Consider the following 23,827-nt stretch of genomic DNA (forward strand, 5'->3'; position numbering starts at 1 on the left):
TCTCGCGCCGACGAAGTCACGGGCCATCGCGGCGGCACGGTGCCGAGCTAACGGCTCGTCTTTCGATTGATCCTCGCCAGGATGCGGTCCGCCTCGGTGCGCCAATCGGCGCTGCGGGCGAACTCCTTCGTCCCCTTCGTGCCGAACAGGCTCTCATCGGCGAGATCGGCGACCCATGCCTGCCGCTCGGCGGTGCCCTGCGCCGACCATGGCGTCAGCCCCGCCTCGCGCACGGTCTCGGCAACTTCGCGGACCTCTTCTGCGCGGCGGCGGCCGTGCTCGATCACGCGCTGGAAGAAATAGGCGCCCTGCTTCTCCCAATTGATGCCGGGAAAGGTTTCGGCCAGCGACGCCAGAACCGAATCCTCGACGCCATAGGCGCGCGCGGTCGTAAAACTCTCGATGACCATGGCCTCGAGGCCCTTGATCATGATGCTGCGGCACATCTTGACCGCCGATGAAACGCCGAGCTTGTCGCTGGCGACCTTGGCCGCAAAGCCGATCGCGTTCAGCAGCGGCTCCAGCTCCTTCGCGCCGGGGCCGCCGAGCAGAAGCGGCACCTTGATACGATAAGGCGGCACCGAGGTCATCACCGCGCCTTCGACATAGCGCCCACCGGCCGCATCGATCAGCGCGGCGGCACGCTGCTTGGCACCGGGCGAAGCCGAGTTGAAATCGAGGAACCAGGTGCCCTGGTTGACCGATGCCGCACAGGCTTTCGCCACCGGCACCGCCTGGCTGGCGGTGACCGCGGAGACGATGAAGTCGGATTTGGCGGTCAGCTCGGCATGGGAGCCTGCGAGCGCGACGCCGAATTTCGCCGCATGCTCCTTCAGCGGCGCGCCCTGCTCGTCTGCCAGCTTGATGTCACAGGCGGCAACCCTGATGTCCTGCAGGCGCAAATCCTCGGCCAAAATCCTGCCGACCTCGCCGTAGCCGACGAGCCCTATCTGCCAACGCCTCGGATCCGACATCAGTTCAACCTTCTGGTGGTATCGTCAAACAGCTCGTTGACGCTGAAACGTCGCGGGATCAGCGCCTGCTGAAAGGCGTAGTCGATGATCAGCTCCAGCGGCTTGCGATTGGCCTCGACCCCGAACGGCAGGAGGTCGGGCGTCGTAGCAGCGCCCATCTGCGTCTTGTTCTGCTTGAGAAGATCATAGACGCCCGCAACGACGTCCGCGTGCGATTTCGCGAGCCGCTCGGTCACGACCACGAGATGATTGACCGGAACGGCGCCGCGCCGGGCGTACCATTTCGCGGCTTCCGCGGCCGGATCACGGAATAGCGGCTTCAGTCGCGGATCGTTCGAGGTCTCGCCGAGAACGGCGTCGAGCTCGCCATCGAGCAGCATCTGCTGGATCTTCTTGTCCTTCGGCGCGCGCTCGGTCGTGTCGACATATTCGGCGACGTGCGGATCCTCGAACGTCACCCAGCGGATATTGTCGAGATTGACGCCGTAGTCGTTGGCGAGAATGCCCCTGATCCAGGCGCCCGTCGTCGTCGTGAACGAGCGGATGCCGACGCGCTTGCCTTCGAGATCGGAAGGCCCGAGCGTTCCGCGCTCGGGATTGTACAGCGCATACGAATGCTGGAAGCGCGCGAGCATGGTTGCCGGGAGCAGCACCAGCGGCTTGCCATGCGCTTTCGCCATCAGATAGGTCACGATCGCCATCTCGCAGATGTCGAACGCCTGCTCCCGCACCATCGGCTTGAATGCCGTGTTGGTCGGCGTGTACTCGATGAAGTCGAGATCAAAGCGGTCGGAGCGGAGCTCACCGCTCTTCACCGCCTGGACATGGGGGTGACTGCCGAGCACGGCCCGCAGCTTGAGACGATCCATCCGATCACTCCGCTTCTCTTGCTTCGCCGCTCAGACGTCCTCGGGATTGTCGACATAGACAAGCCCGGCTTTGGCCAGCGCCTCGCGCATGTTGTACATGTCGAGCCCGAGCTCGCCCGAGGCAAGGCGCGTGCGCTTGCCGCCCTCGTCCGCGTTGCGCTTCTTCGCCTTCTCGGCGACTTCAGCGGCGTAGCGCTTCGGCACCACCACCACGCCGTCGTCATCGGCCACGATGATGTCACCAGGATCGACGTTGACCCCGGCACAGACCACGGGGACGTTGACCGAGCCGAGCGTCGCCTTGACGGTTCCCTTGGCGGAGACCGCGCGCGACCACACCGGAAACTTCATCTCGTGCAGCGCTTTGACGTCGCGGCAGCCGGCATCGATGATCAGCCCCTGCACGCCGCGGGCCTGGAGCGAGGTCGCGAGCAGCTCGCCGAACATGCCGTCGGTATTGTCCGTGGTGCAACCGACAACGAGAATGTCGCCCTTCCTGCACTGCTCGACCGCGACATGAATCATCCAGTTGTCGCCGGGCTGCGCCAGCACGGTGACGGCGGGACCGGCAATCGCCGTGCCCGGCCAGACCGGCCGCAAGTACGGCTTCATGAGGCCGACGCGGCCATAGGCCTCGTGCACGGTCGAAACGCCGTATTCCGCCATCCCGGCGGGATCGGCGCGCCTGATGTTGCGAACGACGACCGGCTTCATGCCAAGACCTCCTCGACCGTCGGGAACAGACGCTGATACGCCTCGCCATAGGTCATGGGCACGCCGGTGTTGCGGCTGCCCTGGATGCCGCGATTGAGCGCGACGCGCTCGTAATAGCCCCAGAGATGCTTTTGCGCAGCGAGAATCTGGAACGCCTCGTACTTCTCCTTCCAGACCTCATCGATCTTGAGGATCAGGTTCGGCTTGAAGTTGCACATCTCCGGCTGATGCGGCTCGAACAGGAACACGGGGGGCGCGGAATATTTGTACTGCGCGCCGGGCTTGTGGCCCATCGCCTGCGCCACGACGCGGGTCTCCTGGGCGAAATGCGCCGCGTTCGGATGATCGAAATTGTAGGGGTCTTCCAGCGCGTGCGTCAGCACGAAGCTCGGATTGAGCTCACGGTAGATGTCGACCATGCGGTCGAAATGCGCCTCGGTCAGCTTCAGCGGATAGTCGCCGCAGTCGAAGAACTCGATCTCGGCGCCGAGCAGCTTAGCCGCCCGCTCCGCCTCGTCCTTGCGGCCGGCCTTCACCGACTCCAGCGTCGCGCCCTTCTCCTTCCAGGCGAACTGGCTTTCGCCGCGCTCGCCAAAGGACATGCAGACGATCTTCATACGAAAACCCTTCTTCGCATGCAGCGCGATGGCGCCGCCGGCCCGCCAGACGAAGTCGCCCGGATGGGCAGTGATCACGAGACCTGTTTTCATGGGACAAACTCCCCTCTTTCATTCGTAAGCATCATAGGTTGCCGGCTTCATGCAGGCAGCAAGTCCGCAAGCCGCGGCGGCCACGGGTTCCTCTCCGTCGGCCGCCATGGCGATGAGCACCTGGATCCAGAGCTCCTTCCACCAGGCGCGGCCGCGCGGCTTGTCGATCGCGAGCGCCGTCATGCGTCGAACCCGAACAGGCGCGCCGGATTACCGACCAGGATCTTCTCCTGGAATTCTGCCTCCGGCGCGAACAGCGGGATCAGGTCGACGAGGTCGCCGTCATTTGGCATCACCTTGACGTTCGGATGCGGCCAGTCGGTGCCCCAGATGACGCGGTCCACCGCCGTCTCGACGATCTTTCGCGCGAAGGGCATGGCGTCCGTAAAGGGCGGTCCGGCCGAGGACACCCGCTCCGAGCCGCAGATCTTGACCCAGCACTTCTCGTCGCGCTGCATCAGCTCGATCAGGATCTTAAACGGAAGCTGGTCGAGCCCGTCGGAAGCTTTCACCCGGCCCATGTGGTCGACGGTGTAGCTCAGCGGCAGCTTGGCCAGCATGTCCGCATATTCGGGCAGATCGATTGCATCGAAATGCAGGTCGATGTGCCAGCCGAGCGGCGCGACCATCGCGATGACGCGGTCGAACACCCGCTTGTCGGGAACGCCGCCGAGATGGCGGACGAAATTGAAGCGGCAGCCGCGGAAGCCGCCCTCGTGCAGCTCGCGCAGGTCCCGCTCGGTAATGGTGTCGTCGATATTGGCGACCGCGCGATAGGCCCCGTTGCTCTGTGCGATGGCATCGAGCGCGACCGTGTTGTCGGTGCCGTGAACGCTGGCATTGACGATGACGGCGCGCTCCACGCCAAGCTTGGCATGCAGCGCCCGGAAATCCTCAAGCGGCGCATCGGGCGGTGTGTAGGAACGGTCCGGCGCATAGGGGTATTTCGCCCCGGGCCCGAAGATGTGGCAATGCGCGTCGCAGGACAGCTTTGGCAGCTTGAACTTCGGCGTGCGCGTGTTCGGATCGGGCGGCGGAATGGTCGGCGTGTACTTCATCGTCATCATCAGGTGAATTTGAACAGCCGCGCCGGATTGTCGACCAGCAGCTTCTGCTGTCTGGCGATGCCGGGCAATAGCTGCAAGCACTCCCGCCTGTTCATGCCATCAACATCCACTCAAGTCGTCCGCTTGCGAGCAGAAACGCTAACCGCGTCCGCTCGACGGTTTCTTTCAAGTCTTGCTGCTTGCGACCGTGCGCCGTCGCGCGGGCGCCGTCTGATCGAGCGCCGGCGCCTGGAACGCGGCGACTGTGGCCTGCACGAGCTGCTCGATGGCACTGGCGGCATCGCTGCCGTCGGCCTCGCCGCGCGACAGGCGCGAGACGCGCTCCGGCGTCACCAGCGAGTAATAGAGTGCGCCGAGCAGGAAGTGGCTGCGCCAGACGATCTCGGTGCGCGGTATGTGCGGCAGGCTTTCGTGGATCGCGTCGATGAAGGCGTGGCTGGTGTCGTCGAAGGTCTGCGCGATGATCCGCCGCGCGACCTCGTTGCCCTCGGCCGACATCACGGCACGCAGCCGCGTGAAACGCGCCCCGCCCCCGGCAAGGTCGCTACCCGAGGTGAAGGCCGGCACGACATAGGCCCGCACGATCGCTTCCAGCCGATCCTGCAGATCACGCACGCGCTTGGCGGCGGCGAGCAGCTCGGAACGGCGCAGATTCATCGGCCCGCAATGACGCCGGTAGATCTCCAGCAGCAGGCCGTCCTTGGTCTTGAAATGATAGGTCACGCTGCCGGGATTGGCCCCGGCGGCCTGCGCGATGTCGCGCACCGACACGGCGTTGAAGCCGTTGGTGGCGAACAGCTCCTCGGCCGCCGCGAGGATCGCCTCGCGCATGTTCGGCTTGCGTGCCGTTTCCTTGCTGGTGGGCTTGCGTACCATGTGATTTGTACTATCGTACAAAAGATCAGGTCTCGTCAACAAAAACCATGGGCAACGTCCGGGGCGGCTCGGAAAGACCGCCGCGGGGAAGCGAATGCCCTTACGGAGTGCTGGGAAAATGCTGGGTTTGAACAAGAAGATCGGCGGTCTGCTGCTCGGTGCCGGGCTGCTGCTGGGAAGCGTCAGCGCGCAGGCGGAGAATTATCCGAGCAAGCCGGTCCACATCCTCGTGCCCTACGCGGCCGGCGGCGCGGTCGACGTGCTCGCGCGCACGCTCGGCCAGGCGCTCGCGAAGACCTGGGGCCAGCAGCCCGTGATCGACAACCGTCCCGGCGCCGGCGGCATCGTCGCCTCGCAGGCGCTGACGCAAGCCACCCCCGACGGATACACGCTGATCCTGGTCGCAAGCGGCCATCCGCTCAACCAGTTCATCTATCCGAGCGTGCCCTACGACACGTTCAAGGACTTCACCGCGATCACCGAAGTGGCGTCCTCGCCGCTTGCGATCGTGGTGGCGAAGGACAGCCCGTACAAGACGCTCGGCGATCTCCTCGCCGCCGCCAGGAAAGAGCCGGACAAGCTCTCCTACGGCATGTCCGGCAACGGCACCTCGGCGCACCTCGCCGGCGAGCTTCTCAAACACATGTCCGGCACCAAGATCGTCGCGATCCCCTACAAGGGCGGCGCGCCGGCGCTGACCGCAGTGATCGCCGGCGAGATTCCGCTCAGCATCAATCCGCTCGCGGAAGCCATCGGCCAGCTCGAAGGCGGTCCGGTGCGCGCGCTCGCAGTGACCTCGGCGGAGCGCTCCAAGGCGCTGCCGGACGTACCGACCATCGCTGAGTCCGGTGTCCCCGGCTACGACGTGTCGGTCTGGTGGGGTGTTCTTGGCCCGGCAAAAATGCCGCCGGAGATCGTGGCGAAGCTGGAGACCGATTTGAAGGCGGCGCTGCAGGATCCAAGCGTGCTGTCGACACTCGGCAAGATCGGCGCCGCCCCGGTCGGCTCCTCCGCCAAGGATTTTGACGCCTACATGCACACTGAAGCGACCAAGTGGGAGCCGGTGCTGAAGGCCGCCGACATCCGCGCGCAATGAGCCGAGCTCTTCACACAATGACCTTATCTCATCCGCGGCGCCTTGCAGGCGCAGTCCTCCTCGCACTCGCATTTGTCGGGCTGTTCGGCGCGACCGCCAGGGCCGATGAGGAAGCAAAAATCCTAGCGCCGAGCGGCACGTTGCGCGTCGGCATCTATCCGGGCAGCCCGACCTCGATGGTGACTGATGCCAGCGGAACGCCGCACGGCCTGAGCTACGATCTCGGCGGCGAGCTGGCAAAGCGGCTCGGCGTTGCCGTCGATTACGTCAGGTTTCAGCGTGTGGCCGACATCGTCAGCGCGATCCATGACGGCCAGGTCGATTTCACCGTGACCAACGCCACGCCTGCCCGCGCCAAGGAGGTCAGCTTCAGCCAGCCCGTGCTGGCGATCGAGCTCGGCTATCTCGTTCCAGCGAACTCGCCGATCGGCAAGGTCGAGGATATCGACCGGCCCGGCGTGAAGATCGGCGTCACCAAGGGCTCGACCTCCGAGCGCACGCTGCCTGCGAAATTCAGCAACGCAACCATCGTCCCTGCCGAAAGCGTCAAGGTCGCGATTGCGATGTTCGGCCGCGGCGAGATCGATCTCTACGCGACCAATAAGCCGACGCTGTTCGAGATGTCCGACCAGATGCCGGGCGCGCGGATTCTCAACGGCAATTGGGGCCTGGAGCACATGGCGATCGCGATCCCCAGGGGACGCGAGGATGCGCTTCCCCTGCTCAACCGCTTCGTCGCAGAGGAGCAGTCATCCGGCGCGCTGGACACAATCCAGCAACAGGCCGGGTTGCGCGGCGCGAGCACGGCCAGGCGCGAATGAGTTGCACTCGCGCGATGCACCTGGTGCGCGGCGATCGCGCTGAACTTTGATGCCGATTGCTGCAGATCAACGCATCGACATGGACAAAGCGTCATTTGTCTTTTCCACCGTGCTGCGCGAGCAAGACTGCAGCATGCCGGAGATGACGAATGAGCAAGCCCGCAATGTTGACACTCCATCGCTGGATCACGCTGGTCTTTGCCCTTCCCCTGCTCACGATCATCGCCACCGGCCTGATCCTGTCCTTTGAGCCGATGGTACAAGCCAGCAGCGTCGGCGGTTCGGCAATCGAGGCTGCGCGCCTCGTCGAACTGGTGCAGCGGCACGATCCTGACGGCAAGGCGCGCGGCCTTTCGATCGACGCGGGCGCCCAGCGACTGACGCTGCAAGGCGCCGGCGCCTCGGCGATCGACCTCGCGACCGGCCAACCGGCGACCACCGGATCATCGCTCTCCGATATCTTCCTGTGGGCGCGCTTCACGCATGAGCGCCTGTTGGGTCAGGCCTGGCTGGTGACCACATCGACGATCGCCATGGTCGCAATCATGCTGCTCGGCATCCTCATGGGACTGCCACGCCTGCGCAACACGCTTTCCGGATGGCACAAGGGAACGGCATGGTTCACGCTGCCACTGATCCTCTTGAGCCCGCTGACCGGCCTGTGCATGGCGTTCGGCCTGACCTTTCAAGTCGGGCCTGCTCCCGCGGGCGGCGGACGTACGGTCACCCTGCCCGACGCCGTTCGCATGGTCGCCGCCTCTCACGAACTGTCGCATGTGATTTCCATCGGCGCGCGCGGCGGACGCATGATGGCGCGCATCTATGAGGACGGCGAGCTGCGCGCCTATGCGATCGGCCCGGCCGGTGTCACGGCGCTTCCCCGCAACTGGCCTCGCCTGATCCATGAGGGAAACTGGTCGGCCATGATCGCGTCGCCCTTGAACGTCGTGATCTCGATCGCGCTTCTGACGCTGCTGTCGACCGGCCTCGTGATCTGGGCGCGGCGAAAACTGCGCAAACCGCGATCGCGCCGCAGCGGACAAGCCGGCGCCGCCGTCGCGCCAGCCGCCTAGTCGGGCCGAGGCCCGCCGCATTCAATTGTGCGCGTGCGCCCGCATCTCCTCCTCCGGCGCAACGGCGGGGCGCAGGAATTCATTGTCGTCACCGCCCGACGGGATCAGGATCGCACGCTCGCGCGGCAGGGCTTCCGGCATCTCGTCGCGAATGAAGGCGATGAGCTTCTCCCTCATCTCGCAGCGCAGGTCCCAGGATTGCGGCGCGTTTCTGGCGCTGACCAGCGCCCGCAGCTCGATGGTGCGCGAATCTGCATCGATCACCTGAAGATTGACCACCGCGCCATCCCATAGCCTGGAGCCCTTCACCGCCTCCTCGAGCCAGCGCCGGATGCGCGTCACGTCGGCGCGGTAATCGACATGCAGCGCGATCACGCCGATCAGGGACGCGGTGTCGCGCGTCCAGTTCTGGAATGGCTTTTCGATGAAGTAGGACAGCGGCACCACCATACGGCGCCAGTCCCAGAGCCGGATCACGACATAGGTCGAGGCGATGTCCTCGACCCAACCCCACTCGTTCTCGATGATCACGGCATCCTCGATCCGGATCGGCTGGGTGATCGCGATCTGCACGCCGGCGATCAAATTGCTGAGCAATGGCCGTGCGGCAAGACCAACGATGATGCCGGCGGCGCCGGCGGAGGCGAACAGGCTGACACCGTACTGTTTCACAGAGTCGAACGTCATCAGAGCGGTGGACACCGTGATGATAATGATGATCGTATCGGTCACGCGCTTGAACACGCGAACTTGCGTGACGTGCTTGCGGGCGATGAAGTTCTCGGTGACATCGCGAAAATTCTGGAGATAGCGCGCCGCGCTCATGTCGACGATCCTGATCGAGATCCATCCGATCAGGGCGATGAAGGCGACGACGAACAGCCGCGTCAGCGGCGTGCGGATCGAATCGTCGAGCGGTGCGAGCGGCAGGACCAGCGCCACTGCGGCAAGACACAGCGCCATGCGAACTGGCCCGGCCGTGCGCTCGACGAACACGTGCATGAGCGGGAAGCGGACGCCGAACGTGCGATTGAGGAGCCACACCGCGACCCGATAGGCAGACAGGGCCAGCAGGGTCGCACCGACGATCAGTCCGAGACCGATGATCCATGAGGGTACCCAGCCAAGCATCTTCTCGATGTCAGCCATCAAAACCTGCCGATTCATCCCTGTCCCCGCATTGCCATTCGCACTTGCGCTCAACGCGTTCCCGCCGGCTTCGCTCCCCCGCCCGGTGCAATGCAGTATTCCCTCGGTGCAACCGTCGCCGAACTGCGCTAATTTGAAGCAATCATGACTCGACGTACCGGCAGCGCCGATCTTCCCTTGCACAGCGGACGGGTTCCGCCGTGGCTTGCGACCCGCATGGCCTCGCTCGGCGCGGTCGTCACGCAGGCGATCGTGCATCATTACGGGCGCGATGCATTCCTGCAGCGGCTCTCGCATCCGTTCTGGTTCCAGTCGTTCGGCGCCGTGATGGGGATGGACTGGCACTCCTCCGGCATCACCACTTCCGTGATCGGCGCGCTGAAGCGCGGGCTCGGACCGATCCAGGATGAGCTCGGCATCTATGTCTGCGGCGGCCGCGGGCAGCATTCGCGCAAGACGCCGGACGAGCTGCTGCTGCTCGGCGACCGCGTCGGATTCGATGGCGCGAAGCTCACCCGCGCCAGCCGCCTGGTGGCGAAGGTCGACAGCGCGGCGGTCCAGGACGGGTTCGACCTCTATCTCCACGGCTTCTTCGTCACAGCCGACGGCAAGTGGACCGTGGTGCAGCAGGGCATGAACGGCGACAAGCGCCAGGCCCGGCGCTATCACTGGCACTCCGAGGCGTTGAAGAGCTTTGTCGACACGCCGCACAGCGCGATCGACGGCCCCGAGCAGGGCGAGATCGTCAACCTCACCGACCATCGCGCCGAACTCTCCCGCACCGCCCAACTCGAACTGTTGACGGATCTCGGCCCCGACCGTCTCGTCTCGGAGTTCGAGCGGATCAACGGCACCGAACCGGCGCCGGCGCAGGGCATGCTGCCGCATCTGATCATGCCGGCGCATCACGATGTCAGGCCGAAGGACGTGTTCGCGCGGCGCCTGCACGGCACGCTTGCTGCGGCGGCCGAGCGCGGCCCGGTCGATTTCCCCGAACTGTTGCTGACGCCCGGCGTCGGCGCGCGCACCGTGCGCTCGCTCGCGATGGTCGCCGAGGTCGTGCACGGCGCGCCCTTCCGCTTCACGGATCCCGCGCGCTTCTCGCTCGCCCATGGCGGCAAGGACCGCCACCCCTACCCGGTCCCGATCAAGGTCTATGACGAGACCATCCGCGTTCTGAAGGGCGCGATCCAGAACGCCAAGCTCGGGCGCGAGGAGGAGATGCAGGCGATCAAGCGCCTCGACGATCAGGCGCGACGGCTCGAGCGGACCGCCCGCGGGCCGTCGGTCGAAGCCTACATCGCCGGGGAGCGCGCAGCCTCACCCGACCTCGACGGCCGGTCCGTATTCGGCTGGGAGCGCGATCTCGTCGCTTCGAAAAAGTCGACAGGCTCCTGAGGAAACCGTTCAGAACGATCGCCTACTCTTCGGCCTCCTCGTCGTCGGTGAGCCGGTTGGCCGAATGGTCCTGATATTGTTCGGTCTGGATGAATTTTCCGTCCAAGCCGCGAATGTCGGAATGCTGCGCCTTGTCGCGGTTCGACAGGATCATGTTGTCGCCGATCTTGTCCTTCGGGATGTCCGTGAAGGCACCGTTCCCCGCGCCCTTGCCGTGTGTCCCCGCTCCGATATGCGTCTTGCCTCCGTTGGGCATGGATTGCTCCATTGTCTGTTGTCGGCATTGGATCAACGCCCGCGCAACGGAGATTGTTTCGCGGATGCATGGCGGAACGCTGGATCGCGGTTCCCTGCGATCCGCAGGATCGCTATCAACTGGCGAGCAATGACTCGACTTTGGTCGCGGTGGCGTCTGCCTGGCGGCTTCCGCCAGAATCGGCAACGACGGGCAATTTCGCGATCGCGCGGAGGCCCGGCCGTTTCCGCCAATGAACCTGCGTGGGCTCGACCGCGAGGCCAAGCCGCGGCCATCGCACGAACAACGCCTCAAGCGCGCAAGCAGCCTCGATACGCGCGAGCTGATGGCCGAGGCAGAAATGGATTCCCGTGCCGAACGAGATGTGGCGGTTCGGCTTGCGTTCGAGATCAAGTTTCTCGGGATCATCGTGCACCGCCGGATCCATGTTCGCCGCCGCGAGCATCACCATGACGCGATCGCCCTTCTTCAGACGCACGCCAGCGAGCTCGACATCGCGACGAATATAGCGTGGCTTGGAGAACTGCACCGGCGAGACGAAGCGCAGGAACTCCTCGACCGCAAGCCCGGCGCGGCTCCAGTCCTGTTCCAGCCAATCCCGGAGGCCGGGGTTCCTGAGAAGCTCGTAAACCGAGCCGCTGATGAGATGGGTGGTCGTCTCGGAGCCGGCCGCGAGCAGCAGAAACACCATCGACACCATTTCGTCCGGCGTGATCTGGCCGCCCTCGCGTTCGACCTGGACCAGCTCGGCGATCAGGCCCTCGCCGCCCTGCTTGCGCGCGAGCCGCAACTGTTCCTCGAGGTAGCCCCGCATCTTGCGGAAGGCGAACAGCAGCCGAAAGAAGCTGACGACGTTCGTCAGCGACGACATCGCATTGGCCCAGGCAATGAAGCGCGGACGGTCGGCCTGCGGCAGGCCGAGCAGCTCGGAGATCACTGAGAGCGGCAGGATGCGCGCATAGCGCTGGACCAGATCGGCCGGGCTTCCTTGCGCGAACAGCTCGTCAGCGAGACCATCCGCGATGGCGCGAATGCGCGGCTCCATCGCGACGATCGCGCGGCGGCGGAAAGCTTCGTCGACGATGCTGCGCAGCCGGGTGTGGTCCGGCTCGTCCATGGTCAGCATGTTGTTGGCGATGGTCCTGACGAGTCTCGGCATCCACCAGCGTAAACCCGCGACGTCGCCATCCTCCTTCCGCAGCGTGAAGGTCGTGCTGTCCTTCAGCACCTGCGCGGTGGCGTCGTGGGTCGTGGTGATCCAGACCTCACCAACGAGAGGAAATCGCGTCGCGACCACGGGGCCGGACGCTCGCAAATCCGCGATCGCCTGGGGCGGATCGCGGAAGAAAGCCTCGCTGGTGAAATCGAGGCGCGGTGCCATGGGATCACCGGACTGGTTGGTGGCGCCTCACCCAGATGGTGCGCGGCGCTGCCGGCGCAAGGGGCCGGAACTATCCCCGTCCCGTCGAGCGCGGGCCGGTCTTGCGCTGCTGCTGGTTGGTGTAGGCGTCCCAATGGCTCCAGCTGCCATTGCTCAGGCTTTGCAGATCGGTGGCGAGCGGGCGGCGCGTGCGTTTCTCGTGGTCGGCGATCAAGCGCTCGGACTGCGCGATCTTGCGCTGGAGTTCCGTGATCTCGTTCTGGGTCTGCCCGCTTCGCTTCGAGGTCGCGATCTCGCCCATCGTGAAGCGCGCAGTCTCGAGCGCCTTCAACTCGGCGCGATTCTTCCTTAACTGAACCCGGTGCCAGGCGATGTTGCTGTCGCTGTCCGCAACCATGTGGGAACTCCGCTGATTCGTTCCCACATAGTATCGTGCCCCGATTCGGCGCCGCAACGGGCGCCAAGCGGCGAAAATGCGGCCTTATTGCGCAGAACCCCCGCGAATCAGCGTTCGGCGAAGGCCTTTTCGACCACGAACTGGGCCGGCTCGCCGTGATTGCCCTCGACGAAGCCGCGCTCGGTCAGGAGCACACGGGTGTCGGCGACCAGCGCCGGACTGCCGCAGATCATGACGCGGTCATGCGCCGCTTCCAGCGGCGGCAGGCCGATATCAGCGAACAGCTTACCCGAGGTGATGAGGTCGGTGATGCGGCCGCGGTTGCGGAATGGATCGCGGGTCACGGTCGGATAGTAGATGAGTTGGGCGCGGATGTAGTCGCCGAGCAGCTCGTCGTTCGGCAGCTTCTCGGTGATCATCTCGCCATAGGCGAGCTCCCTGACGTGGCGGCAGCCGTGCAGCAGCACCACCTTCTCGAAGCGCTCATAGGTCTCGGGATCCTTGATGACGCTGAGGAACGGCGCGAGCCCTGTGCCGGTGCCGATCAAATAGAGGTTGCGGCCCTCTTCCAGGTTGTCGATCACCAGCGTGCCGGTGGCCTTGCGGCTGACGATGATCTCATCGCCCTCCTTCAGGTGCTGGAGGCGCGAGGTCAGTGGACCATCCGGCACCTTGATCGAGAAGAATTCGAGCGTGTCCTCGTAATTGGCGCTGGCAACGCTGTAGGCCCGCAGCAGCGGCTTCTCGCCGACCTTGAGCCCGATCATGGTGAATTCGCCGTTGCGGAAGCGGAAGGTCGGGCTGCGGGTGGTCTTGAAGCTGAACAGCGTGTCGGTCCAGTGATGGACGCTCAAAACGCTTTCCTGGTTGAAATTGCTCATCTCACCTTCCCTGTCGCTTCCATGCGGTTCCGAGGCGGGCAGCTATGCGTCGTTTGTACACGATCATTCGTATACTAATGAATAATCCTGCTTGATCCCGCGGTCAAGGCTGCCCAAGATCGAAAGCGTTGCAGTTAGGAATGAGGAGCCCTTCCATGGCGCATGACGCACCCCAGGCCACCGGACCTTCGAAGCTGGTGATCCGCAATATCGGCCTGATCCTGTCCGGCGCGCTGGAAAAGCCGATCCTCGATGGCGACACCATCGTCGCCGAGAACGGCAAGATCACCGCGATCGGCCGCTTCAAAGACTGCAACATCGAGGGCGCGACCACCATCGTCGACGCCAACGGCACCACGGTCGCGCCGGGCCTGATCGACAGCCACGTCCACCCCGTCGCCGGCGACTGGACGCCGCGGCAAAACCAGATCAACTGGATCGACAGCTACCTCCATGGCGGCGTCACCACCATGATCTCGGCCGGCGAAGTGCACATGCCCGGCCGTCCCCGCGACGTCGTTGGTCTCAAGGCCATGGCGGTGTTCGCGCAGCGCGCGTTCTGGACACTGCGGCCCGGCGGCGTGAAGGTTCACGCCGGCGCGCCCGTCATCGAATGCGAGATGGTCGAGGAGGACTTCAAGGAGATGGCCGCCAACGGCGTGAAACTGCTCGGCGAGGTCGGCCTTGGCGGCGTGAAAGACGGCCCAACCGCGCGGAAAATGGTCGGCTGGGCACGCAAATACGGCATCCAGAGCACGATTCACACCGGCGGCCCCTCGATCCCCGGCTCCGGCCTGATCGACAAGGACGTGGTGCTGGAGGCCGACACTGACGTCGTCGGTCACATCAACGGCGGCCACACGGCGCTGCCCGACGACCAGATCCGCTGTATCTGCGAGGGCTGCAAGCGCGGGCTCGAGCTCGTGCACAACGGCAACGAGCGCTCGGCCCTGTTCACGCTGCGCACCGCGCGCGAGATGGGCGATCTGCACCGCGTCATCCTCGGCACCGACGCGCCGGCCGGCTCCGGCGTGCAGCCGCTCGGCATCTTGCGCATGGTCTCGATGCTGTCTTCGCTGGGCGAACTGCCGGCCGAGATCGCCTTCTGCCTTGCCACCGGCAACACCGCGCGGATGCGCGAGCTCGACTGCGGCCTGATCGAGGTCGGCCGCTCCGCCGACTTCGTCATCATGGACAAGGCGCAGCATTCGCCCGGCAAGAACATCCTCGAGAGCGTGCAGCTCGGCGACCTCCCCGGCATCGGCATGACCATCATCGACGGCATCGTGCGAACCCAGCGCAGCCGCAACACGCCGCCGGCAGGCAAGGTGCCCGAGGTGGTGGGGAAGTAGACCGGGCGTAAGCTTGAGACCGTGATCCTGAGGCGCTCGCCTTGCAAAGCAAGGCTGGCCTCGAAGGATGGGCAGCCGAGATGCAGCCGGGCCGTCGCCCTTCGAGGGCCGCTGAAGAAGCGGCCACCTCAGGGTGGTGAGAGAGCAGAATTCACCGCAGTATCGTAGGGTGGGCAAAGCGAAGCGTGCCCACCATCGCCACCATACTCCGGAAGTGGTGGGCACGGCGCTAACGCGCCTTTGCCTACCCTACGACACCGGCGTCACCGCAGCTTGTTCAGCAGCGCCATCAGAGTCTCGCGCTCCTTGGCATCGAGCGGCGCCAGCGTCTCGCGGGTGATCGCGAGCGCATTCGGCGCAACCTTCTCCGCGAGCTGTTGACCCGCGCGCGTCAGGCTGACCACCAGCCGCCGTCCGTCCTCGGGATCCTGGCTCGTCTCCGTCAAGCCGCGCGCACTGAGCCGGTCGATCACGCCCTTGATGGTCGCGACGTCCATCGCCGTGAGGCGGCCGAGCTGGTTCTGCGAGCACGGACCGGTCTCGGCGAGCTTCGACAGCGCCGCCCATTGCGTCGGCGTCAGGTTGGTGCCGATGTCGCGCGCGAAGATCGCGCTGTGGCGCTGCCAGACCTGGCGCAGGATGAAGCCCACCTGCTCGTCGAGCACGTAAGACGATTTTGCCGGCTTGACGTTCTTCTTGACCGCGACGCTTCTCGCCATTGCCCCCCGCCCCTCACAACGACAGATGCGCGTCGCGGATGTCCGGACGCGCGTCGAGCTCGGCCATCGTGCCGCCAAAGCAGATCCTGCCGCGCTCGATGATGTAGGCGCGATCCGAAATCAGCCGCGCAAAGTGCAAATTCTGCTCGGAGACGACGATGCTGACGCCCTCCTTCTTCATGGTCAGGATCGCATCGACCATCTGCTCGACGATCTTCGGTGACAGGCCTTCGGACGGCTCGTCCAAGAGCACCAGCGTCGGATTGCCCATCAGCGTGCGCGCGATCGTCAGCATCTGCTGCTCGCCGCCGCTCATGCGCCCGCCCGGACGGTTGCGCATCTCGCTCAAATTCGGGAACAGCGCGAACAGTTTTTCGCGCGTCCAGTATGGCGCATTCGCCCGCTTCGGCTGACGGCCGACCGCGAGATTCTCCTCGACCGTCAGATCGGTGAAGATGCGCCGCTCTTCCGGCACATAGCCGAGCCCGCCGCGCACGATCTCATGCGTCGGCCGCGCCGTGACGTCCTTGCCCTCGAACATGATGCGGCCGGAGCGCTGCGCCACCAGGCCAACGATCGAGCGGAACGTCGTCGACTTGCCGGCGCCGTTGCGCCCGAGCAGCGCCACCACCTCGCCCTCGCCGACCTCGAAGCCGATGTCGAACAGGATGTGCGCGGGGCCGTAATGGCTGTTGAGGTCCTGCACCGTGAGCTTCATGTGGACGCTCCCTCGCGGTGGCGGGCGTCGTAGACGAGGCCCTCGCCGAGATAGACCGCCTGCACCTGCGGATTGCCGCGCACCTCGTCCGGCGAGCCCTCGGCGATCAGCGTGCCGCGGTTGAGCACGATGATACGGTCGGCATGCTCGAACACCACGTCCATGTCGTGTTCAGTGAAGAGCACGCCGATGGATTTCTCCCGCGCGATGTTTGCCGTGAGCCGCATCAGGTCGACGCGCTCGCGCGGCGCCATGCCGGCGGTCGGCTCGTCCATGAGCAGCAGCTTTGGCTGGTTGGCGAGCGCCACGGCAAGCTCGAGCCGCTTGAGGTCGCCATAGGCGAGCTCGCCGCAGGGCCGGTCCGCATAGCCGCCCATGCCGACCAGCTCAAGCAAACGGCCGGCCTCGTCGCGATCGAAGCGCGGCGCCGAGCCCCAGAGGTTGAACAACTGCTTCTGATGCGAGATCAGCGCGACCTGCACGTTCTCACGTACGGTCATGGTCGCGAAGGTCGCCGTGATCTGGAAGGTACGCCCAACGCCGAGCCGCCAGATCTCGCGCGGCTTGTTGCCGGTGACGTCCTCACCGTTGAGACGAACGTGCCCCGAATCCGGCTTGTTCTGGCCGTTGAGCATGTCGAAGCAGGTGCTCTTGCCTGCGCCGTTCGGTCCGATCAGCGCCAGGATTTCGCCGGCGCGCAGCGAGAACGAGACGCCGCGCACCGCATGGATGCCGCCATAGGACTTGGTCAGGCCTTCGACCGCAAGAAGTGGGGGGGCGACGCTCATTCGGCGGACTCGATCGGCTTGGCAAGCAGGGCTGATCCCGGCGGTGACGCGTTCCTGCGCCGCTGCGCGAGCATCTCCAGCATCCCGACGATGCCCTTGGGGAAGACGACCACGATCAGAACGATGAAGCCTCCGAGCACCAGCTTCGACAGATCGGTCTGGCTGACCAGCCAGATGTTGAGCGCCTTGTAGACGATTGCGCCGATCACGGCGCCAGAGACCGTCTCGACGCCGCCGAGCAGCACCATGACCAGGGCATCGACCGAGAGCGAGATGCCGAGATTGTCGGGGAAGACGCTGCCCTTGAGATACGCGAACAATGCGCCGCCGATGCCGGCGGTGGTCCCCGCGATCACGAAGGCGGTCCACTGGATGCGCTTGGCGTTGATGCCGATCGCCTCGCTGCGCAGGGCGGAGTCGCGCGTGGCCCGAAGCGCGTAGCCGAACGGCGAGAACACCGCGATCCGCAGGGCAACCGTGACGATTGCCGCGACGCCGAGCGCCAGCCAGTAGAAATGCGACGGGCTCGCCGCCCATTTCTCGGGCCAGATGCTTAGAATGCCGTTATCACCGCCGGTCACGCTCACCCACTGGAACGCGATCGACCACACGATCTGCGCGAAGGCGAGTGTCAGCATCGCGAAGTAAACCCCGGAGAGCTGCACCGCGAAGAATCCGAATACGGCGGCGCCTAAGCAGCCGAGCAGCGGCCCGAGCAGGAGGCAGACGATCATCGGCAGCCCCGCCATCTTGGCCAGGAAGGCGACGCCGTAGGCGCCAAGGCCGAAATAGGCGGCGTGGCCGAAGGACGCGAGCCCGCCGACCGACATCAGGAAGTGCAGGCTGACGGCGAAGATCACGAAGATCGCGATCTCCGAGCCGACGGTCAGCGCGTAGTTGCCGGCCAACAGCGGCAGCATTGCCGCGACGACGAGCGCTGCGAGCGCGGCAAGCCGCTCATTCGACGTCAGCGGCCGCCAGGGATTGACGGTGAGACCGGGCGTCTTGCGCGCCGGCGCCTCGGGCTTTCCAAACAGGCCCCATGGCCGCACGATCAGCACCGCCGCCATCACCAGAAAGACGAGGATGATCGAGATCTTCGGGAAGATCAGGATGCCGAAGGCGTTGAGCTCGGAGACCAGCACCGCCGCGACGAAGGCGCCGACGATGCTGCCGAGGCCGCCGATCACGACCACGACGAAAACTTCGACGATGATGCGCAAATCCATGGCGTGATGCACGGCATCGCGCGGGATCTGGAGCGCGCCGCCGAGCGCGGCGAGGAACACGCCGACTGCAAACACGCTGGTGAACAGCCATTTCTGATTGACGCCGAGCGCCGCAACCATGTCGCGGTCCTGCGTCGCCGCACGCACCAGCACGCCCCAGCGCGTGCGCTGGAATAGCAGCCAGAGAATACCGAGCACGACCGGCCCTAGCACGATCAGGAACAAGTCATAGCTCGGGATGTTCTGGCCGAAGAAATCGACCGCACCCTTGAAGCCCGGCGCGCGGCGGCCGAGGAGATCATCGGGGCCCCAGATCAGGACGACGAGGTCCTCGACCATCAGCGTCAGGCCGAAGGTCGCCAGCAGCTGGAACAACTCGGGCGCGTGATAGATGCGCCGGAGCAGCACCATCTCGACCAGGACGCCGATCAGCGCCACCGTGAGCGCAGCGGCGACAATTCCGCCCCAGAAGCCGAACGCGCCGGCGAAGCGGTCCGTCAGCGTGAAGGCGATGTAGGCGCCGATCATGTAGAAGGCGCCATGCGCGAAATTCACGATCCGCGTCACGCCGAAGATGATCGACAGGCCCGAGGCCACCAGGAACAGCGACGCTGCGCTGGCGAGACCGGTCAGAAACTGTACGACATAAAAGGCCATCGGCGGTCCGGGTTGGGTTTCGGTGCGCTCCCAGCGCGGGGAGCGAGAGCTTCGTAGGCTTTCGTAGGGTGGGTTAGCCTTGCGACTGCGCGAAGCGCGCAGTTCGCTAGGCGTAACCCACCTCTTCTCGCGCGGCACCGAAGGTGGTGGGTTACGCCTTCCGCCTTCGCTTGTGGAAGCTACGGCGAATGCAATCGGCTAACCCACCCCACGGCAGCGGCGAGCGCGGCAGAATCAATCCTTCGGCCGCAGCTTCTCGACTTCGGCATCGCTCGGCAGATAGTCCGAGCCCTTCTTGTAGGACGAGTCCACCATGATGCCCTTGCCGTCCTTGACCGAGGTCTTGCCGACATAGGCACCAAGGGTCGACTGGTGGTCGATCTTGCGGAAGGTGATCTCGCCGAAGGGCGAGCCGACCGACAGGCCTTCTGCTGCCGTGATCAGCTTCTCCGGATCGGTCGAGCCCGCCTTGGCAAGGATAGCCGCCGCCGACTTCATGGTCTGGTAGCCGACGATCGAGCCGAGCCGCGGATAGTCGTTGTACTTGGCCTGGTAGGCCTTCAGGAACGCATCATGCTCCGGCGTCTTGATCGAGTACCAGGGATAGCCGGTGACGATCCAACCCTCCGGCGTCTCGTCCTTGAGCGGATCGAGATATTCGGGCTCGCCTGTCAGGAAGGAGACGACCTCGCGGCCCTTGAACAGGCCACGCGTGTTGCCTTCACGCACGAGCTTCACGAGATCGGCGCCGAAGGTGACGTTGAGGATCGCTTCCGGATTGGCTTGCGCCACCGCCTGCACCACCGGGCCCGCGTCGATCTTGCCCTGCGGCGGCCACTGCTCGTCGACCCACTGGATGTCGGGACGCTTCTCCGACATCAGCTTCTTGAACACCGCAACCGCCGACTGGCCGTATTCATAGTTCGGCGCGATCGTCGCCCAGCGCTTGGCCGGCAGTTTGCTGGCTGCTTCCACCAGCATCGCCGCCTGCATGTAGTTGGAGGGGCGCAGGCGGAAGGTGTACTTGTTGCCCTTCGACCAGGTGACGGCGTCCGTCAGCGGCTCGGCCGCGAGGAAGAACACCTTCTTCTGATTGGCGAAGTCGCTGACCGCAAGGCCGATGTTGGACAGGAACGTGCCGGTGAGCATTGCAACGCCCTCGCTCGAGACGAGTTCGTTGGCCGCGGTCTGCGCGTCCGCCGGCTTGCCGCCGTCGTCCTTGGAGATGACGACGAGCTTCTTGCCGTTGATGCCGCCGCCCGCGTTGATCTCTTCCACCGCGAGCTGCCAGCCCTTGCGGTAGGGTTCGGTGAAGGCCGGCAGCAGCGAATAGCTGTTGATCTCGCCGATCTTGATCTCGGCCTGCGCCATCGCCGAGCTGGCCATGCCACTTGCCAGCAGCCCGAACGCCGCGCCAACAAAGAAATTCTTAGCTCGCATCCCAACCTCCACTGTTAAACTCTATTTATTGAGCATGACCCGATCGAAAAACCGGCTCCCACTCTTTCGGATCACGCTCTAACGCAGGCCGTCTTCGCCCTTGATCTCCGCAACCGTCAGCCCGCCGACGCGAGGCAGCGGACGGCCGCTGTCGGTGACGGCCACTGCGACCATGATCTCGTTGGCCCGCGGCGCGTCGTTGATCTGCACTTCCATCCCATCGAAATGGCTGCGTACGAAGGCCGCATCCTTGTGGCCGAGGGGAATGTCGAGCGTCGTGCCCGGACCGCTGCGCTTCTTCGAGGACGGAATCAGAGCAGCGCCCTTGCTCAGCACTTTCCGCACTGGAGCGCCCATCTTCGGGTGAAGGATTGCGGCTGCGTGTTCCAGCTCGCCGTTCTCGCCGACGGCGGCCGCCTTGCCATAGCTCTGCGCCTTGGAACCATCGATGCCGAGCGCCGCGACCGCGCGCTTGGACAGGAGATCGCCGAGCTCCTCGCCGATCGCGATCAGCGGCGAGAGGTCCTCGACATACTTTCCGGCAAAGGGATTTTCGATCACGGCAATCGCCGCGGCGCGGCGGGTCGGCGGCGACACCCGCCGGCCCATCTCCATCTGGGTCTCTTCGACCACGGTGACGATCTTGCGGATGATCGCGCTCATGTTTCACGTCCCTGTTGAGGCATGGACCGCGTTCTCCAGCACCAGCGGGCGCGATCGTTGCTGTTCTATATCCCTGGTTCCGATGACAAGCATATCACCACAAAGCCGCAGCACAGCCCCCTCGATCAATCCGCGATCGAACAATTGCCGTGCACATTCCGCGCCAGATTCGAGCGCCGTCGCAATCTCGGCCTGCGACAATCGACCGACATCGCGGGTGACGAGGCGTGCGCCGAGATCGCTGTCTGGCTGAAGCTCATTGGCGGGTTGCCGGGTGATGGCGGGATGACCCGGCAAATCCACCGCATTGGCGATGACAGTCGCGGCCGCATCGGCCTTCGACGCCGTGGCAGCCAGCACCGTCACGGCATCGGCGACGCCAAGCGAAAAGCTGCGGCCATGGCGACCGCTGGTCGCGATCCCTCGCGCGGGATCGTCCGCATCAATCGTCATCGTCCGCATCGCGCCATCGCCGTCGGGCCGGTCCATCAGGCCGATCGAAAAATGCTCTCCCTCGCCCAGATGCAACGCGATATCGCCGCCGTTATTGACGTAGGCACGATCGAGCGACGCAGCGTTCAGCATCGCGCCCAGGATTTCTTCCGCTACGCTGCCTGCGACCGCAGCCATCGGCGTGATGAAGCAATCGGCCGCATGGGGCGCGACGGCGGCATGCATGCGACGTGCGACGACGCCTTTCAGCGAGGTTCGCGCCGGATCGGCAGCCATGCGCAATTCCGTCAGCTCGGCGCAGAGCTCGTCGAGCAGGCCAGTGAACCGCCGCGCCGCCGCTTCATAGGCCGCGCGCACCGCACGCGCCCCTCCCCTCGCCTCGACGATCAGATCAATCGGTCCATCCTGCAAATGCAGCCGCCGGCCATCAGACAGCAATGCAATTTGCGGGAGCCTCATGCGCGCCTTCCCGGGATGGGATTCTGCCAGGGCAATTGGCGGACATCGTCACCATTCTGCACCTCGGACAGCGGCTTCACGTAATCCATGTGTCCGCCGAGCGCAGCATAGTCAGATAGTCTCATGGTGAACTCGATCGGCGCGACCAGCGCCGGGGTCGGCACGTAGCCGAACGCGCCGGCGGGCATCTGGGTCACATCAACCATGTAGGTGATGCCGCCGCCCGGCCAGACATAGACCGGCGCGCCGCCGCTGGTGACGCGGGTCAGCGCGTCCTTCACCGAGCGCGTCAGCCGCACCGGATTATCGGTCACGCCCGCACGCAGCGAGCCGCCGGCACCGGCCATGAACAGCACCGTGCACAGCGCCGGCTCGCAATTTTCCTGGATGCGCTCGACCGAAAACTTCAGATCGGCCGGCATTTCCGTTTCGACCGGCTTCAAGGTCTCGTCGAGCACGTAATAAGATGAATGCTCGCCCGTCGTGGAAACCATGAGCATGGTCAGACCGGGCTTGGCTTCCTTCGCATCGAAGGCACCAAGAATCGCCAAGGGATCGGAGATGCTGGTGCCGCCCCAGCCCGTGCCGGGATCGGCGACCTGGAAATACCGGCCGGGCGTCGAGCGGCGACCCTTCATCTTGATGCCGGTATCGGCGATGTCGAGCAGCTTACCGGCCTGGTGCTCGCTCAGCACGCCAGTGATGTGATCGTCGACGACCACGACTTCATCGACCTTGCCGTGCCACTGCTTTGCGAACATGCCGATCGTCGCCGAGCCGCAGCCGACGCGCATCCGCTCTTCCCTGACGCCGTTGACGATCGGCGGCTGGCCGGCCTGCACCACCACGCTCGCGCCGCCGTCGATGGTGAGTTCGACCGCCTTGCAATTGGCGAGGTCCATCAGCGTGTCGCAGGTGACGCGGCCCTCTTTCTTGGAGCCGCCGGTCAGATGATGCACACCGCCGAGCGAAAGCATCTGTGAGCCGTATTCGCTGGTGGTGACATGACCGACCGCTTCGCCCTGCGCGCGGACGGTCGCGGTCTCGGGCCCGAGATAGCGATCGGTGTCGATCTTCACCTTGATGCCGCAGTAGGAGAAGATGCCCTCGGTGACCACGGTCACCATGTCGACGCCGTCGACCTCGGCGGAGACGATGAACGGCGCCGGCTTGTAGTCGGGATACGTGGTGCCGGCGCCGATCGCAGTCACGAAGGTCGAGGGCTCGTGGACGATCTTGCCGTCCCAATCTTCCGTGCGGCTGAACGGCACCAGCTTGCCGCCCTGCGAGACCGTGCGTTCGAGGATGATGTGCGGATCGACGCGGACCAGCTTGCCGTCCTGATTGGCATAGCGGTCGCAGGCTCCCGCCGCGCCCGGCTTGATGTAGCACATCACCGGACAGGCATCGCAGCGGATCTTGTCGGAGACGGCGCTCGTCGTTTCAGTCACCATGTCAAAGCCAGCGGATCACGACGGGTTATCATTCGTATACGAACGATGTTGCGCGCGCCTTCGAGAGCTGTCAAGCGGCGGGGCGAGCGAAAAGGCGACGCTACCGAATAAAAGCTCATTTGCCTCCTGCCCCTGTCCACAAAGCGGGCAGTCACGCTGCACTGCGGCATGCGCCGCTTGCACGTTTGTGTACAAACGGTATCGTCGCGACGTAGATTTTTTGCCGTCGCGTG

The 23,827-nt window shown here is 64.9% G+C and carries 25 protein-coding genes; 5 read left to right on the top strand and 20 right to left on the bottom strand.

Annotated features, from left to right (window positions below):
• Positions 1 to 47 precede the first annotated feature (47 nt).
• The 7 genes from K289_RS0111550 to K289_RS0111585 form a co-directional block, all read right to left on the bottom strand.
• Entirely contained in the window at positions 48 to 977 is a 930-nt protein-coding gene (locus tag K289_RS0111550; protein WP_027551655.1) for a DUF1932 domain-containing protein, read from the bottom strand.
• A complete protein-coding gene (locus K289_RS0111555; RefSeq protein WP_027551656.1) occupies positions 974 to 1,843 on the bottom strand; it encodes an ABC transporter substrate-binding protein in 870 nt (289 codons plus the stop codon). The genes K289_RS0111550 and K289_RS0111555 overlap by 4 nt, the downstream gene beginning before the upstream one ends.
• 30 nt (positions 1,844 to 1,873) lie before the next feature.
• Positions 1,874 to 2,557: a 4-carboxy-4-hydroxy-2-oxoadipate aldolase/oxaloacetate decarboxylase gene (locus K289_RS0111560; RefSeq protein WP_027551657.1), complete on the bottom strand. Its 684-nt coding sequence runs from the start codon at positions 2,555 to 2,557 to the stop codon at positions 1,874 to 1,876.
• Positions 2,554 to 3,267 carry a PIG-L deacetylase family protein gene (locus tag K289_RS0111565; protein WP_027551658.1) on the bottom strand — a complete coding sequence of 238 codons (714 nt, stop codon included), beginning with the start codon at positions 3,265 to 3,267 and terminating at the stop codon, positions 2,554 to 2,556. The genes K289_RS0111560 and K289_RS0111565 overlap by 4 nt, the downstream gene beginning before the upstream one ends.
• Before the next feature lie 18 nt (positions 3,268 to 3,285).
• On the bottom strand, positions 3,286 to 3,450 hold the full coding sequence (locus K289_RS50355; protein WP_156917917.1) for a hypothetical protein: 165 nt from the start codon (positions 3,448 to 3,450) through the stop codon (positions 3,286 to 3,288).
• Positions 3,447 to 4,331 (bottom strand): amidohydrolase, encoded by an 885-nt coding sequence (locus K289_RS0111575; RefSeq protein WP_027551659.1) that lies wholly within the window; start codon positions 4,329 to 4,331, stop codon positions 3,447 to 3,449. Before K289_RS0111575 ends, K289_RS50355 begins: the two co-directional genes overlap by 4 nt.
• Before the next feature lie 168 nt (positions 4,332 to 4,499).
• Entirely contained in the window at positions 4,500 to 5,210 is a 711-nt protein-coding gene (locus tag K289_RS0111585; RefSeq protein WP_027551660.1) for a TetR/AcrR family transcriptional regulator, read from the bottom strand.
• A 118-nt stretch (positions 5,211 to 5,328) separates the two neighbouring features.
• On the opposite strand from K289_RS0111585, the gene K289_RS0111590 reads away from it, so the two are divergent.
• The 3 genes from K289_RS0111590 (at position 5,329) to K289_RS0111600 (ending at position 8,200) form a co-directional block, all read left to right on the top strand.
• The gene (locus K289_RS0111590; RefSeq protein WP_027551661.1) at positions 5,329 to 6,306 is read left to right on the top strand and encodes a tripartite tricarboxylate transporter substrate binding protein; all 978 of its coding nucleotides are present in this window, start codon (positions 5,329 to 5,331) and stop codon (positions 6,304 to 6,306) included.
• 17 nt (positions 6,307 to 6,323) lie between these two features.
• A complete protein-coding gene (locus K289_RS0111595) occupies positions 6,324 to 7,127 on the top strand; it encodes an ABC transporter substrate-binding protein (RefSeq protein ID WP_035684455.1) in 804 nt (267 codons plus the stop codon).
• 149 nt (positions 7,128 to 7,276) lie between these two features.
• Entirely contained in the window at positions 7,277 to 8,200 is a 924-nt protein-coding gene (locus K289_RS0111600) for a PepSY-associated TM helix domain-containing protein (RefSeq protein WP_027551663.1), read from the top strand.
• Between the two features lie 21 nt (positions 8,201 to 8,221).
• On the opposite strand, the gene K289_RS0111605 is transcribed toward K289_RS0111600, so the two are convergent.
• Positions 8,222 to 9,367 carry a mechanosensitive ion channel family protein gene (locus tag K289_RS0111605; RefSeq protein ID WP_027551664.1) on the bottom strand — a complete coding sequence of 382 codons (1,146 nt, stop codon included), beginning with the start codon at positions 9,365 to 9,367 and terminating at the stop codon, positions 8,222 to 8,224.
• Positions 9,368 to 9,493: 126 nt separating this feature from the next.
• Between K289_RS0111605 and K289_RS0111610 the strand changes: the two genes are divergently transcribed.
• A complete protein-coding gene (locus K289_RS0111610) occupies positions 9,494 to 10,747 on the top strand; it encodes a DUF763 domain-containing protein (RefSeq protein WP_027551665.1) in 1,254 nt (417 codons plus the stop codon).
• Positions 10,748 to 10,769: 22 nt separating this feature from the next.
• Here K289_RS0111610 and K289_RS0111615 read toward each other — a convergent pair whose 3' ends face one another.
• The 4 genes from K289_RS0111615 to K289_RS0111630 all read right to left on the bottom strand — a co-directional run bounded on the left by K289_RS0111615 (position 10,770) and on the right by K289_RS0111630 (position 13,662).
• Positions 10,770 to 11,003, bottom strand: a complete 234-nt coding sequence (locus K289_RS0111615; RefSeq protein ID WP_027551666.1) for a hypothetical protein — start codon at positions 11,001 to 11,003, stop codon at positions 10,770 to 10,772.
• A 115-nt stretch (positions 11,004 to 11,118) separates the two neighbouring features.
• A complete protein-coding gene (locus K289_RS0111620; RefSeq protein WP_027551667.1) occupies positions 11,119 to 12,384 on the bottom strand; it encodes a cytochrome P450 in 1,266 nt (421 codons plus the stop codon).
• A 70-nt stretch (positions 12,385 to 12,454) separates the two neighbouring features.
• Entirely contained in the window at positions 12,455 to 12,781 is a 327-nt protein-coding gene (locus K289_RS0111625; protein WP_027551668.1) for a hypothetical protein, read from the bottom strand.
• Positions 12,782 to 12,888: 107 nt separating this feature from the next.
• A complete protein-coding gene (locus K289_RS0111630) occupies positions 12,889 to 13,662 on the bottom strand; it encodes a ferredoxin--NADP reductase (protein ID WP_027551669.1) in 774 nt (257 codons plus the stop codon).
• A 155-nt stretch (positions 13,663 to 13,817) separates the two neighbouring features.
• Here K289_RS0111630 and K289_RS0111635 point away from each other — a divergent pair, with 155 nt between their 5' ends.
• Complete coding sequence (locus K289_RS0111635) at positions 13,818 to 15,014, top strand: amidohydrolase family protein (RefSeq protein ID WP_027551670.1); 1,197 nt, start codon at positions 13,818 to 13,820, stop codon at positions 15,012 to 15,014.
• 263 nt (positions 15,015 to 15,277) lie between these two features.
• Here K289_RS0111635 and K289_RS0111640 read toward each other — a convergent pair whose 3' ends face one another.
• The 8 genes from K289_RS0111640 to K289_RS0111675 form a co-directional block, all read right to left on the bottom strand.
• A complete protein-coding gene (locus K289_RS0111640) occupies positions 15,278 to 15,733 on the bottom strand; it encodes a MarR family winged helix-turn-helix transcriptional regulator (RefSeq protein WP_027551671.1) in 456 nt (151 codons plus the stop codon).
• Between the two features lie 13 nt (positions 15,734 to 15,746).
• Positions 15,747 to 16,451, bottom strand: a complete 705-nt coding sequence (locus K289_RS0111645; protein WP_027551672.1) for an ABC transporter ATP-binding protein — start codon at positions 16,449 to 16,451, stop codon at positions 15,747 to 15,749.
• Positions 16,448 to 17,239 (bottom strand): ABC transporter ATP-binding protein, encoded by a 792-nt coding sequence (locus K289_RS0111650; protein WP_027551673.1) that lies wholly within the window; start codon positions 17,237 to 17,239, stop codon positions 16,448 to 16,450. Before K289_RS0111650 ends, K289_RS0111645 begins: the two co-directional genes overlap by 4 nt.
• On the bottom strand, positions 17,236 to 19,125 hold the full coding sequence (locus K289_RS0111655; protein WP_027551674.1) for an ABC transporter permease: 1,890 nt from the start codon (positions 19,123 to 19,125) through the stop codon (positions 17,236 to 17,238). Before K289_RS0111655 ends, K289_RS0111650 begins: the two co-directional genes overlap by 4 nt.
• 234 nt (positions 19,126 to 19,359) lie before the next feature.
• A complete protein-coding gene (locus K289_RS0111660) occupies positions 19,360 to 20,565 on the bottom strand; it encodes an ABC transporter substrate-binding protein (RefSeq protein WP_027551675.1) in 1,206 nt (401 codons plus the stop codon).
• Between the two features lie 78 nt (positions 20,566 to 20,643).
• A complete protein-coding gene (locus K289_RS0111665) occupies positions 20,644 to 21,228 on the bottom strand; it encodes an amino acid synthesis family protein (RefSeq protein ID WP_027551676.1) in 585 nt (194 codons plus the stop codon).
• Between the two features lie 3 nt (positions 21,229 to 21,231).
• Entirely contained in the window at positions 21,232 to 22,140 is a 909-nt protein-coding gene (locus K289_RS0111670) for a UPF0280 family protein (RefSeq protein ID WP_027551677.1), read from the bottom strand.
• Complete coding sequence (locus K289_RS0111675; protein WP_027551678.1) at positions 22,137 to 23,594, bottom strand: hypothetical protein; 1,458 nt, start codon at positions 23,592 to 23,594, stop codon at positions 22,137 to 22,139. Before K289_RS0111675 ends, K289_RS0111670 begins: the two co-directional genes overlap by 4 nt.
• Positions 23,595 to 23,827 lie beyond the last annotated feature (233 nt).

This window comes from Bradyrhizobium sp. Cp5.3, from assembly GCF_000426265.1.
GTDB classification, from domain to species: domain Bacteria; phylum Pseudomonadota; class Alphaproteobacteria; order Rhizobiales; family Xanthobacteraceae; genus Bradyrhizobium; species Bradyrhizobium neotropicale.